The 12,742-nt window shown below is 70.5% G+C and carries 10 protein-coding genes and 5 tRNA genes; 10 read left to right on the top strand and 5 right to left on the bottom strand.

The window, feature by feature from the left end; all coding sequences use genetic code 11:
• Nucleotides 1-273: 273 nt before the first annotated feature.
• The 4 genes from OG764_RS11675 to OG764_RS11660 all read right to left on the bottom strand — a co-directional run bounded on the left by OG764_RS11675 (nucleotide 274) and on the right by OG764_RS11660 (nucleotide 5,657).
• Nucleotides 274-867, bottom strand: a complete 594-nt coding sequence (locus OG764_RS11675; protein ID WP_328968352.1) for a GTP-binding protein — start codon at nucleotides 865-867, stop codon at nucleotides 274-276.
• Complete coding sequence (locus OG764_RS11670) at nucleotides 848-1,243, bottom strand: DUF742 domain-containing protein (protein ID WP_328968351.1); 396 nt, start codon at nucleotides 1,241-1,243, stop codon at nucleotides 848-850. The genes OG764_RS11675 and OG764_RS11670 overlap by 20 nt, the downstream gene beginning before the upstream one ends.
• Nucleotides 1,244-1,394: 151 nt before the next feature.
• On the bottom strand, nucleotides 1,395-1,808 hold the full coding sequence (locus OG764_RS11665; RefSeq protein ID WP_328972957.1) for a roadblock/LC7 domain-containing protein: 414 nt from the start codon (nucleotides 1,806-1,808) through the stop codon (nucleotides 1,395-1,397).
• Between the two features lie 9 nt (nucleotides 1,809-1,817).
• A complete protein-coding gene (locus OG764_RS11660; RefSeq protein WP_443055895.1) occupies nucleotides 1,818-5,657 on the bottom strand; it encodes a nitrate- and nitrite sensing domain-containing protein in 3,840 nt (1,279 codons plus the stop codon).
• Between the two features lie 571 nt (nucleotides 5,658-6,228).
• On the opposite strand from OG764_RS11660, the gene OG764_RS11655 reads away from it, so the two are divergent.
• The 9 genes from OG764_RS11655 (at nucleotide 6,229) to OG764_RS11615 (ending at nucleotide 10,195) form a co-directional block, all read left to right on the top strand.
• Nucleotides 6,229-6,414, top strand: coding sequence for a hypothetical protein (locus tag OG764_RS11655; protein ID WP_328968349.1), 186 nt, complete (start codon nucleotides 6,229-6,231; stop codon nucleotides 6,412-6,414).
• A 94-nt stretch (nucleotides 6,415-6,508) separates the two neighbouring features.
• Nucleotides 6,509-7,315 carry a fumarylacetoacetate hydrolase family protein gene (locus OG764_RS11650; RefSeq protein WP_328968348.1) on the top strand — a complete coding sequence of 269 codons (807 nt, stop codon included), beginning with the start codon at nucleotides 6,509-6,511 and terminating at the stop codon, nucleotides 7,313-7,315.
• Complete coding sequence (gltX, locus tag OG764_RS11645) at nucleotides 7,308-8,786, top strand: glutamate--tRNA ligase (RefSeq protein WP_328968347.1); 1,479 nt, start codon at nucleotides 7,308-7,310, stop codon at nucleotides 8,784-8,786. Before OG764_RS11650 ends, gltX begins: the two co-directional genes overlap by 8 nt.
• 90 nt (nucleotides 8,787-8,876) lie before the next feature.
• Nucleotides 8,877-9,605, top strand: coding sequence for an HAD family hydrolase (locus tag OG764_RS11640; RefSeq protein WP_328968346.1), 729 nt, complete (start codon nucleotides 8,877-8,879; stop codon nucleotides 9,603-9,605).
• 86 nt (nucleotides 9,606-9,691) lie between these two features.
• Nucleotides 9,692-9,763 (top strand) — tRNA-Gln (locus OG764_RS11635).
• 28 nt (nucleotides 9,764-9,791) lie between these two features.
• A tRNA-Glu gene (locus OG764_RS11630) sits at nucleotides 9,792-9,864 on the top strand.
• Nucleotides 9,865-9,925: 61 nt separating this feature from the next.
• Nucleotides 9,926-9,998, top strand: a tRNA-Glu gene (locus OG764_RS11625).
• Between the two features lie 24 nt (nucleotides 9,999-10,022).
• Nucleotides 10,023-10,094 (top strand) — tRNA-Gln (locus OG764_RS11620).
• 28 nt (nucleotides 10,095-10,122) lie between these two features.
• Nucleotides 10,123-10,195: transfer RNA gene (locus OG764_RS11615), tRNA-Glu, on the top strand.
• Between the two features lie 258 nt (nucleotides 10,196-10,453).
• Here OG764_RS11615 and ndgR read toward each other — a convergent pair.
• Nucleotides 10,454-11,170, bottom strand: coding sequence for an IclR family transcriptional regulator NdgR (gene ndgR, locus OG764_RS11610; protein ID WP_037837458.1), 717 nt, complete (start codon nucleotides 11,168-11,170; stop codon nucleotides 10,454-10,456).
• A gap of 145 nt (nucleotides 11,171-11,315) precedes the next feature.
• Between ndgR and leuC the strand changes: the two genes are divergently transcribed.
• Nucleotides 11,316-12,740, top strand: coding sequence for a 3-isopropylmalate dehydratase large subunit (gene leuC / locus OG764_RS11605; RefSeq protein ID WP_328968345.1), 1,425 nt, complete (start codon nucleotides 11,316-11,318; stop codon nucleotides 12,738-12,740).
• Nucleotides 12,741-12,742: the final 2 nt, after the last annotated feature.

The raw sequence follows: 12,742 nt of genomic DNA, 5'->3' as shown, positions 1-12,742 counted from the left end.
TCTCGGCGGTGCTACTAGCTAGTTCATTGAATTCCAGCATGGGGAACGTCCGTGTTCCAAACAGTTGAATCCGGCCATTCGTTGGGTGTTACGTCCCGCATAAACCGGACATAAAGAGCGAGCTGCGGCAAAAATCGGAGCTTTTGTGCGCGCAGCGGCACCGGACGAACGCGTGGGGTGTCCGACTCACCGCAATTCTCTGTCGAAACGTTATGAACGAAAGGGGCGGGCCGTGTCAGAGGACACAGCCCGCCCCGATCCGGCGGTGCGCGGTTACTTCAGTCGTGCCATGAGGGCGTGTTCGACGAGGGTGATGAGTGCGGATTTGGCGTCGGCGCGGTGGCGGGCGTCGGTGGTGATGATGGGTGCGTCGGGGCCGATCTGGAGTGCTTCGCGTACTTCTTCGGGGGTGTAGGGCTGGTGTCCGTCGAAGCCGTTGAGGGCGATGACGAAGGGGAGGCCGCTGTTTTCGAAGTAGTCGACGGCGGGGAAGCAGTCGGCGAGGCGGCGGGTGTCGACGAGGACGACGGCGCCGATGGCGCCGCGGACGAGGTCGTCCCACATGAACCAGAAGCGGTCCTGTCCGGGGGTGCCGAACAGGTAGAGGATGAGGTCTTGGTCGAGGGTGATGCGGCCGAAGTCCATGGCGACCGTGGTGGTCGTTTTGTCACCGGTGTGGGTGAGGTCGTCGATGCCTGCGGAGGCGCTGGTCATGACGGCTTCGGTGCGCAGCGGGTTGATCTCGGAGACGGCGCCGACGAACGTGGTTTTGCCCACGCCGAAGCCGCCTGCCACCACGATCTTCGCGGAGGTGGTGGAGCGGGTGGCTCCGCCGGCAGAACCTCCGTTAGAGCTTGCGAAGTCCACTGAGCACCCTTTCGAGGAGCGTTACATCCGGCGTTCCGCCGGCCTCGCCGTTGCCCGGCTGGTGAATGGCCACCATCCCGGCCTCCGCCAGGTCGGCGACGAGGATCCGGGCCACACCGAGAGGCATCTGCAGCAGCGCCGAGACCTCGGCGACCGACTTCACCTCACGGCACAGCTGGCAGATGCGCTGGTGCTCGGGCAGCAGGCTCGAGAGGTGCACCGGGTCGGCCGTGGTGCTGACCAGCGCCTCGATGGCGAGCTGGTAGCGCGGCCGGGTCCGGCCACCGGTCATCGCGTACGGACGCACCAGCGGCTGGTCGCCTTCCGCGTACGACTGATCGCCGTACGAATCGGAATAGGCGGGGGGCGGGGTCATTGATCCTCCGGGCTGGACGGCAGTGGTCAGCCTGCCGTCGTAGAGGGCCGGTGGGGGGACGGGGGTACGGCCTGTCGGTGGTACTTGGAAAGGTTCCGGGTACGCCCCGGTCCCCCGGCCGGGAGTACCGCCCGGCCGGAGGAGTGGCGGTCTAGGTGAGGAGGCTGCCCTGGAGTTCGGCGCGCAGGTCCGGGGTGAGGACGCTGCCCGCTCGGTCCACGAGCAGGGCCATCTCGTAGCCCACGAGGCCGATGTCGCACTCGGGGTGCGCGAGCACGGCCAGCGAGGAGCCGTCGGAGACGGACATCAGGAACAGGAATCCCCGGTCCATTTCCACGACGGTCTGGTTGACGTGGCCGCCCTCGAAGATCCGGGAGGCGCCCGCGGTCAGCGAGGTCAGTCCGGAGGCCACGGCCGCGAGCTGGTCGGCGCGGTCGCGGGGGAACCCTTCGGACATCGCCAGAAGGAGGCCGTCGGCGGAGACCACCACGGTGTGGGACACCCCGGGGGTGTTGTCCACGAAATTGGTGATCAGCCAGTTCAGGTTCTGTGCCGCCTGGCTCATGGAACTCAACTAACGCTCCTGCTGGTGAGTGGGGCCGGTGCGGTGACTGCCCGTGGCCGGACCGTTGTTGCCCGCCTGGCGACCCTGCTGGATACCCCGGCGGAGGTTGGTGAGGCGGCCGCGCACGTCGTCGGGCGCACGCGATACCTGCGGCCCGGACTGCGCGTCGGACTGCTGCTGGGCCGTGCCCGCCACCAGGTTCGCACGGGGCACCCGGCGGGGCAGACCCGAGGTGGTGATTCCGCCCGCGGCCGGCTGGCGCACCCGCTCCGCCTGCTTCATCAGCTCGTCGTTGGGCGAGCTGCGCCAGCTGACGGTCGGGGTGGCGCCGGTGGCCGTGAGGGCGTCGCCGCCCCGCTCCTGGGCGCGCTGCGGGGGCTGCGGCTGCTGCGGGGCCGGCCGGCCGGGCTGCTGCCCGAACTGCAGGTCCTGCGGCGGCTGCTGCTGGAACTGCGGCTGGGGCTGCTGCGGTGCGGCCTGGCCCTGAGGGGCGGGCTGGCCGCCCTCCGGGCGGTACCAGTTCGACTCCAGCGTGTCGAAGAGCGGGGTGCGCCCGTCGAACGGACCCGCCGACGGCGGCAGCGCCTCCGGCTGGGGAGCCTGCGGCAGCTGCGGCGCGTCGACGCGCGGCGCCGCCACGGCCGGGAACTCGCCGGTGGTGTGCTGCTGGGGGTACTGCTGCGCGGCCGGGCCGCCCTGCTGTCCGTAGCCGCCGGCACCCGGGCCGCCGACACCGGGGCCACCGGGACGCGGGGCCTGGAAGTCGGGCCGCTCGAACTGCGCCGTGGAGGACGGGTCCTGGACCGCGGGGACCTGCGGGCGGGCGAACTGGCCGGTGGTGGAACCGGACTGCGGCAGACCCTGCTCCGGGCGGGCGAACTGGCCCGTCCGGGACGGGTCGGCCGCACCGCGCACGTCGGGCCGCTCGAACTGTCCGGTCGTGCTGTTGCCCTGCGGCGGCGGCGCGTTGAAGTCCGGCCGGGCGAACTCGGCCGTGGAGCCGGGGCCCTGGCGGTCGTCGTGACCGCGCGGGACGTCCTGGCCACCGCGGGCCGCCTGGTCCGCACCCCAGCTGGGGGCCTGCGGCATGCCGCCGGGCAGTTCGGCGCGCGCGCCGCCCCGCGGGGGCAGCTGCGGGCGGGACGCGCCCGGAGCGCCGCCGGCATCGGCCCGTACCGGAGCGGCCGGAGCCGCCGGGGCGGCGGGGGCCTGCTGGGGACGCTCGAAGCCGTTGCCCTGCGGGAAGCCGGGGTTGCCGGGCTGCGGGGCGGCCGGACGCTGCTGCGGGGAGGCCTGCGGGCCGCCCTGCGAGACCTGGGGACCGCCCTGCTGCGGACCGCGGCCGGCGCTCATCGGGGCGCCGGCGCCGAAGGCGTTGGGACCCTGCTGCTGACCGGGGCCGCCCTGGCCCTGGCCCTGCGGGCGCTGGCCGTCGCGGCCGGGGAGCGCGGCACGCTGGCCGGCTCCGGCCACCTGACCGCGCTGCGGGCCGCCGGCGAGCCGGTTCTGGCCGCCGCCCTGCGGCGCCGCACCGGCGTTCGGCCCACGGCCGGCCGGAGCCTGACCGCCCTGGCCGCCGGGCAGCGGGGCCTGCTGGCCGGCGCCGGGCACCGGGCCCGGCTTCTTGCCGCCCTGGGCCACGTCGACGGGGAGCATGACGAGCGCCGTCGTGCCGCCCGAGTCGGACGGGCGCAGCTGGATGCGGATGCCGTGTCGCAGGGACAGGCGGCCGACCACGAACAGGCCCATGCGGCGGGAGACGGAGACGTCCACGGTGGGCGGCGCGGCGAGCCGCTCGTTGATCGCGGCGAGGTCCTCGGGGGAGAGGCCGATGCCGGTGTCGTGGATCTCGACCAGCACCCGGCCGTCCGGCAGGGCGTGACCGGTCACCTTGACCTTGGTCTGCGGGGAGGAGAACGAGGTGGCGTTCTCCAGCAGCTCGGCGAGGAGGTGCACGAGGTCGTTGACGACGCGGCCGGCGACTTCGGTGCCGGGCACCGACGCCAGCTCGATGCGCTCGTACTGCTCCACCTCGGAGGCGGCGGCACGGAGCACGTCGACGAGCGGGACCGGGCGGGTCCAGCGGCGGCCCGGCTCCTCGCCCGCGAGGACGAGGAGGTTTTCGCCGTTACGGCGCATGCGGGTCGCGAGGTGGTCGAGCTTGAAGAGGGAGGACAGCTGGTCCGGGTCGGCCTCGCGCGACTCGAGCTCGGAGATGAGCGAGAGCTGGCGCTGGATGAGGCCCTGGGAACGCCGCGAGAGGTTGGTGAACATCGCGTTGACGTTGCCCCGGAGGAGGGCCTGCTCGGCGGCGAGGCGGACGGCCTCGCGGTGCACGTCGTCGAAGGCCGCGGCCACCTGGCCGATCTCGTCGCGCGAGTGCACACCGACCGACTCCACGGACGTGTCCACGTCCTGCGGGTCGGATTCGGAGAGCTGCTTGACGAGCTCGGGGAGGCGGTCCTGGGCGACCCGGGTCGCGGTGTCCTGGAGGCGCTTCAGCGAGCGGATCATGGAGCGGGCCACCACGAAGGCGCCGACGAGCGAGACGCCGAGGACGAGGAGGATCAGCGCACCGTTGATGATGGCGTCGCGCTGGGCCTCGTTCTTCAGCCTGCGCGCCTCCTGCTCCATGTCGTCGAGCAGCGAGAGCTCGATGCGCTTCATCGCGCTGATCTTGGAGTCGTTCTGGTCGTACCAGTCCATCCAGGACCGGTTGACTTCCTTGGAGAACTGGCCCGGGGTGCCGAGGATGCGGCGCGCGTAGTGCTCGCCGGCGGAGATCTCGGCGTTGCCGTCGTTGAGGGTGTCCGTGAGCTCCTCGGCCTTGCCCTGGTAGACGAGGTCGAAGGTCTTGCGGGCCTGGCCCTCGCTCTTGAGGGCGGCGAGCGCGTAGAGGCGGTCGTTCTCGCTCAGCGCGCCGCGCACGGTGTTCGACTCGGGCAGTGCCGCGGCGATGACGGCGCGCTGGATCGAGGCGTACTCCTTCGCGGAGGAGAACGCGGCCAGGGCGCGCGTACGCTTGATCATCTCCGGGCTGGAGGTGGCCTGCGCCATGTCCTGGGAGAGGCTGAGCAGCGAGAGGATCAGCTGGTTGTACTCGGAGACGGTCTGCTGGGAGCCCATCTGGTACGCGTTCTTCCGGATGTCCTCGATCGTCATCAGCTGCTGGCTGATCTGGAGGACGTTGGACCGGATCGACTGGAGCGTCTCGTCGTTCTGCTCCTGCTCGTCGATGTTCTGCGTGGCATCGACGAAGGCGGTGGCGGCGTCGTCCGTGTTCTTGCGGACGCCGTCGACCAGGCTGTTCGGCTTGTTCTTGTTGTTCTTCAGCGGGCCCGCGGACTTGTCGCGCTCCTCCTGGAGCGCGGACGCCAGCGCGGTCGCCTGCTTCGTCATCGTGGTCAGCAGCTGCATGTGCTCCAGCTGCTGGATGTCGTTCATCGACTCGTTGATACGGAAGCCACCGAGCGAGGTGGCGGCCACGACCGGCAGGGCGAGCAGCGACACGAGTCGCGTGCTGATGCGCCAGTTCTGGAGGGCGAGGCGGGAGCCGGGGCCCTGCGGGGCCGCGGCGACGGGTATCGCCTGCTCCGGCTGGCCCGGCGGCCGGCCCTTGTCGCCCTTGGCTTTGTTCTTGCCCTTGCCCTTGCCCCTGGCCTTGGCCGGAGCACCCGGTTCGGGGGCCGTGCCGGCAGCGCGGCCGCCGGCGGCAGGCCCGTGGTTCTGGGCGTGCTGGGGCGCGGAGCCACGGTCGTTCCCGCGCGGCTCCTGCTCTGCCGCAGCGTCCCCTCGGCCCTGACGGGCCTGGGGAGACCCCACGCCATCCCGCTTGAATCGTCCCTGCACTAGCGTCGCAACCTCTGGACCAGGCGTCCCTCCGGCGAGCGGTGGGACGGTGTCGAGTCGTGGGGCACTAACGAGCCCCATGGTGGTCGTCGGTGACCGGCGCTTCTCCCCTTCCGTACCGCCGCTCGGCGCTGCGTCGCGCCGCCTGCGCGCCGGATGATTCCCGCGGCGGTCCCCGGAATTCCAGCACAGTGCCGGATCTCCAACAAGGTGCGAGGAGCCCACCCCTTGATCCGTGACCCCTTGTGACGGCAGTGCTACGCGATGTGGGAGCGGTTCCTGGAGAAAACGGACTTTCGCTTATGAATCCCTTAGGCGGCCCTAGTGTCCCAGTCCTCATGATCAGGAGCGGAATGGAGCATTCAGTGGCGCAATGTCCGTTTCTCGGGGCCGAAGTGACTGTCCATTATGGCCGGAATGCCCGGTCATTGGTGAGGAAACTCACATGGCTGGAGGCATTACTTACCGACGTCGGCGGGGAATCCGATGTTTAGCCTTGCTCTTTACAGGCATGCCAATCCGACAACCGGCGCCCGCGGGTGCCCGTCACCGACAGGGTTCCGAGACAGCGATGAAGACGACGATGATGTTCCGCAACATAGCCAACCCGCGCCGCACCACCCTCGCGCACCTCAAGGACGCCGAGGAAATGCAGGCCGTCGAGGCCCCGGAGCACACCGCCGAGCTGCCGGCCCAGACCGCCAACCCGCGCCGCACCATCCTGATGAACGCCCCGGTCGCCGCCGCCGCGGAGTAGTCGCCCCACAACGGAACGCGAAGCGGCCCCGCCCGCCGCGTTAGCCTGGAGCCGCAGACTCCAGCCAGCGCAACCAGAGGGGCAGACGCAACACGTGCGCATCGCCAGGTTCTCCATCGACGGCAACGTCGCCTTCGGCGCCGTAGAGGGCAGCACAGCTCCGGGCGAGGAAGCGTCGCTCGTCCTCGACATCATCAAGGGCATCCCCTTCGCGGACTTCGAGCTCTCGGGCACCAAGGTGCCCCTCTCCAAGGTGCGCCTGCTGCCGCCCGTGCTCCCCAACAAGGTCGTGGCCGTCGGCCGCAACTACGCGGAGCACGCGGCGGAGCTCGGCCACGCCGTCGTCGACGAGCAGGGCCGGCTCGAACCGCCCCTCACCTTCTTCAAGCCCTCCACCTCCGTGGTCGGCTCCGGCGACCCGATCGCCTACCCCTCCTTCTCCCAGGAGCTGCACCACGAGGCCGAGCTGGCCGTGGTCATCGGCCGGATGTGCCGCGAGGTCCCCCGGGAGCGCGTCAAGGACGTCATCCTCGGCTACACCTGCGCCAACGACGTGACCGCACGCGACGTGCAGCAGCGGGAGAAGCAGTGGGCCCGGGCCAAGGGCTTCGACAGCTCCTGCCCGCTCGGCCCCTGGATCGAGACCGACCTCGACCCGTCGGACCTCGCCATCCAGTGCACGGTCAACGGCGAACAGCGGCAGCTGGGCCGTACCAGCGAGATGGTCCGCTCCATCGAGGACCTGATCGTGCACATCACCGAGGCCATGACGCTGCTCCCCGGCGACGTCGTCCTCACGGGCACCCCGGCAGGGGTCGGCCCCCTCAACGTCGGCGACGAGGTCGCCGTCACCATCGAAGGCATCGGCACTCTCACCAACAAGGTGATCAAGCGTGGCTAGCGCATCTCCCGTACGCGTACGGTTCTGTCCCTCGCCGACCGGCAACCCCCACGTGGGCCTGGTCCGCACCGCCCTCTTCAACTGGGCGTTCGCCCGCCACCACGGCGGCACGTTCGTCTTCCGCATCGAGGACACCGACGCGGCGCGCGACTCCGAGGAGTCGTACGTCCAGCTCCTCGACTCGCTGCGCTGGCTCGGCTTCACCTGGGACGAGGGCCCCGAGATCGGCGGCCCGCACGCCCCGTACCGGCAGTCCCAGCGCATGGACATCTACGCGGACGTCGCGAAGAAGCTCCAGGACGGCGGCTACGCCTACTCCTGCTACTGCACCACCGAGGAGCTCGACGCGCGCCGCGACGCGGCTCGCGCGGCCGGCCGGCCCTCCGGCTACGACGGCCACTGCCGCGACCTCACCGCCGAGCAGAAGAGCGCGTACGAGGCCGAGGGCCGCACCTCGATCGTCCGCTTCCGGATGCCCGACGAGACGATCACCTTCACCGACCTGGTGCGCGGCGAGCTCTCCTTCACCCCGGAGAACGTGCCGGACTTCGGCATCGTCCGGGCCAACGGCGCGCCGCTCTACACGCTCGTCAACCCGGTCGACGACGCGCTGATGGAGATCACGCACGTGCTCCGCGGCGAGGACCTGCTGTCCTCCACCCCGCGCCAGATCGCCCTGTACAAGGCGCTGATCGAGCTCGGCATCGCGAAGGGCGTGCCGGAGTTCGGCCACCTGCCCTACGTCATGGGCGAGGGCAACAAGAAGCTCTCCAAGCGCGACCCCGAGTCCTCGCTCAACCTGTACCGCGAGCGCGGCTTCCTCCCCGAGGGCCTGCTGAACTACCTCTCGCTGCTCGGCTGGTCCTTCTCCAAGGACCAGGACATCTTCTCGATCGAGGAGATGGTGGCGAAGTTCGACATCCCGGACGTCAACGCCAACCCCGCGCGCTTCGACCTCAAGAAGTGCGAGTCGATCAACGGCGACCACATCCGGATGATGGACCCGAAGGCCTTCGCGGACGCCTGCGCGCCGTGGCTGCGGGCCCCGCACGCCAACTGGGCCCCGGAGGACTTCGACGCCGCCGCCTGGGAGCGCATCGCGCCGTACGCCCAGACCCGCGTGACGGTCCTGTCGGACATCACCGCCAACGTCGACTTCCTGTTCCGGAAGGACCCGGTCGAGGACCAGGCCTCGTGGGACAAGGCGATGAAGGGCGAGCCGGCGGCCCTGCTGACGACGGCCCGCGAGCACCTCGACGCCGCCGACTGGAACGACCCCGAGTCGCTCAAGCAGGCCGTCCTGACCGCCGGCGAGGCCCACGGCCTCAAGCTCGGCAAGGCCCAGGCCCCGGTCCGCGTCGCCGTCACCGGCCGCACCGTCGGCCTGCCGCTCTTCGAGTCCCTGGAGATCCTGGGCAAGGAGCGCTCGCTGGCCCGCATCGACGCGACCCTGGCCAAGCTGGCCGCGTAAGGCACCCCGTACGCGCCCTGCCCGGGCCGTACCGGACGAAGCGCCCGGAAGCACCTCCGCTTCCGGGCGCTTCGTCGTATCGTCGGTCCCATGCCGATCCGCGCCGTGCTGTGGGACATCGACGACACGCTCTTCGACTACACGGGAGCCGACACCGTCGGCTTCGCACGCCACCTCGCGGCCGAGGGCCTGGCCGGCCGGTACGGGGATCCCGTCGCCGCGCTGGCGCGGTGGCGCGAGACCACCGACGTCCACTGGGCACGCTTCGCCGCCGGCGGCATCACCTTCGCGCAGCAGCGCCGCGACCGGGTGCGGGACTTCCTCACCGCCCCGGACCTCGACGACCCTGCCGCGGACGCCTGGATCGACCGCTACCTCGTGCACTTCAAGGCCGAGTGGACGGTGTTCCCCGACGTCGTGCCCGCCCTGGACCGCCTCGCGACCAGCCACCGGCACGGGGTGCTCTCCAATTCCACCCTGGCCAACCAAGACCCCAAGCTGCGCGCCCTTGGGCTGCGGGACCGCTTCGAGGTCCTTCTGTGCGCGGCCGAGCTGGGCGTTTCCAAGCCGGAGCCGGAGGCCTTCCTGGCGGCCTGCGAGGCCCTCGGGCTGCCGCCGGGCGAGGTCGCGTACGTCGGCGACCAGCCGGAGATCGACGCGCGCGGTGCCCGGGACGCGGGGCTGACCGCGGTCTGGCTGGACCGGACGGGCGACCGCGGACCGGGACCGGCGGACGTCCACCGGATCGAGGACCTCGACGCGCTGCCCGGGGTGCTGGCCGGGGATACCCGTTTTGGAGCACGGTCAGGCATCCGGTAATGTTCTTTCTGCGCCGCCGGAGCGGGCCGAAAGGCCGGACGGAGGCGCCACCCGAAGGAAATGTCCCGCAAGGGGTTGACTTTTGGTGGGGTATAGTGTAATTGGCAACACGAGGGTTTCTGGTTCCCTTATTCTAGGTTCGAGTCCTGGTACCCCAGCGCAGTGCAAGTAGTAACGCAGTGCTTTGCCCCCGTTGTGTAGCGGCCTAGCACGCCGCCCTCTCAAGGCGGTAGCGCCGGTTCGAATCCGGTCGGGGGTACAGATCCTTCCCGCGAGATCTCCAGGGTCGCACCCGGACGTCTCGATGCAGGATCGCTAGGGCCCCCGTTGTGTAGCGGCCTAGCACGCCGCCCTCTCAAGGCGGTAGCGCCGGTTCGAATCCGGTCGGGGGTACTGTTGGTCTGGTTTAGACCACTTTGGGCTATAGTGTAATTGGCAACACGAGGGTTTCTGGTTCCCTTATTCTAGGTTCGAGTCCTGGTAGCCCAGCGCAGTGCAAGTAGTAACGCAGTGCTTTGCCCCCGTTGTGTAGCGGCCTAGCACGCCGCCCTCTCAAGGCGGTAGCGCCGGTTCGAATCCGGTCGGGGGTACGCATCGAAAAGGCCCCTCGCGATCATCGCGAGGGGCTTTTTCGCGCTCCCGTTCCGCGTCCACATCGTGGACAGGCGCTCGACCGGCGGTGGAGCGGCGGCCGCGCACCGGCGGCGTACCGGTGGGGCCGCGGCCGCGGACCGCTGGATTCCGTTGCAAGTGATGCAAGAAAAGGGCCCAGGGGCGCCTGTGCGGACGTGTGCGGCGTCTTCAGGCGCCCCCGGGCACCGGGGGAGTATCGGGGGGAGTGCGGGCCGTCAGCCCGAGCGGCGCAGGGCCTCGCTCAGGCGCGCGGCCGCGTCGATGACGGCCTGCGCGTGCATCCGGCCGGGGTGGCGGGTCAGGCGCTCGATCGGCCCGGAGACCGACACGGCGGCCACCACGCGGTTCGACGGCCCGCGCACCGGAGCCGAGACGGAGGCCACACCGGGCTCCCGCTCGCCGATCGACTGGGCCCAGCCGCGGCGCCGTACGCCGGACAGGGCGGTGGCCGTGAACCGGGCACCCTGCAGACCGCGGTGGAGCCTCTCGGGCTCCTCCCACGCCATGAGGATCTGCGCAGCTGAACCGGCCTTCATGGGGAGCGTGGAGCCCACCGGGACGGTGTCCCGCAGACCCGACAGCCGCTCCGCCGCCGCCACGCAGATGCGCATGTCGCCCTGCCGGCGGTAGAGCTGCGCGCTCTCGCCGGTGACGTCGCGCAGGTGGGTGAGCACCGGCCCGGCCGTCGCGAGCAGCCGGTCCTCGCCGGCCGCGGCGGCGAGCTCCGCCAGCCGCGGTCCGAGGATGAACCGGCCCTGCATGTCCCTCGCCACCATCCGGTGGTGTTCCAGTGCCACGGCCAGGCGATGTGCCGTGGGTCGTGCAAGCCCTGTCGCCGCGACCAGCCCGGCGAGGGTGGCCGGACCGGACTCCAGTGCGCTCAAAACCAGAGCTGCCTTGTCGAGAACGCCGACGCCGCTAGAGTTGTCCATGCAACGATATTCACGTCTCACACTGTGAAACGCAAGTTCAATTTTTCCAAGAAGCCGCCAGTCTGTATGTACGGGCCCACGAACCAGTGGGTTCTGGGTCTCAACAAGTGCCGGCCCAAAGAAGCCGCCGGCCGGAGGGAAGGCGATGGGTAGGACACTCGCGGAGAAGGTCTGGGACGACCATGTCGTCCGGCGCGCCGAAGGCGAGCCCGACCTGCTCTTCATCGATCTTCACCTGCTGCACGAGGTGACGAGCCCGCAGGCCTTCGAAGGACTGCGGCAGAACGGCCGCAAGGTCCGGCGCCTCGACCTCACCATCGCGACCGAGGACCACAACACCCCCACCCTCGACATCGACAAGCCGATCGCGGACCCGGTCTCCCGGGCCCAGCTGGAGACGCTGCGCAGGAACTGCGCCGAGTTCGGCGTCCGGCTGCACTCGCTGGGCGACGTCGAGCAGGGTGTCGTCCACGTGGTGGGACCGCAGCTGGGCCTGACCCAGCCCGGCACCACCGTGGTGTGCGGTGACTCGCACACCTCCACCCACGGCGCGTTCGGCGCGCTGGCCTTCGGCATCGGCACCAGCCAGGTCGAGCACGTGCTGGCCACCCAGACGCTGCCGCTGGCCCGCCCCAAGACCATGGCGATCACCGTCACCGGCGCACTCGCCGACGGCGTCACCGCCAAGGACCTGATCCTGGCGATCATCGCGAAGATCGGCACCGGCGGCGGCCAGGGCTACATCCTGGAGTACCGCGGCGAGGCCATCGAGAAGCTCTCGATGGAAGCCCGCATGACCATCTGCAACATGTCGATCGAGGCCGGCGCCCGCGCGGGCATGATCGCCCCGGACCAGACCACCTTCGACTACCTGCGGGGCCGCGACCACGCGCCGCAGGGCGGCGACTGGGACGACGCCGTCGCGTACTGGCAGACCCTGCGCACCGACGACGACGCCGTCTTCGACGCCGAGGTCGTCATCGACGGTGCCACGCTCTCCCCGTTCGTCACCTGGGGCACCAACCCGGGCCAGGGCGCGCCGCTGTCGGCCAGCGTCCCCGACCCGGCTTCGTACGAGGACGCTTCGGAGCGGCTCGCCGCCGAAAAGGCCCTGGAATACATGGGGTTGACCGCGGGACAGCCGCTGCGTGACATCAAGGTCGACACGGTCTTCGTAGGTTCCTGCACCAACGGCCGCATCGAGGACCTGCGCGCGGTCGCGGGCATCATCGAGGGCCGCAAAGTCGCCGACGGCGTACGGATGCTGGTCGTCCCGGGCTCGGTCCGGGTCGCGCTGCAGGCCGTCGAAGAGGGCCTGGACAAGGTCTTCAAGGAGGCCGGCGCCGAGTGGCGGCACGCGGGCTGTTCCATGTGCCTGGGCATGAACCCCGACCAACTGGCCCCCGGCGAGCGCTCCGCGTCCACCTCCAACCGCAACTTCGAAGGCCGGCAGGGCAAGGGCGGGCGCACCCACCTGGTGTCCCCGCAGGTGGCCGCCGCCACCGCGGTACTGGGCCATCTGGCCTCGCCCGCCGACCTGTCCGACGCCCACGCGACCGCCGGAGTCTGAAC

It is taken from the genome of Streptomyces sp. NBC_00239 (genome assembly GCF_036194065.1).
In the GTDB taxonomy this organism is placed as follows: domain Bacteria; phylum Actinomycetota; class Actinomycetes; order Streptomycetales; family Streptomycetaceae; genus Streptomyces.
Note: the sequence above shows the minus strand (reverse complement) of the source record. Positions and strands in the feature narration are given on the sequence as shown.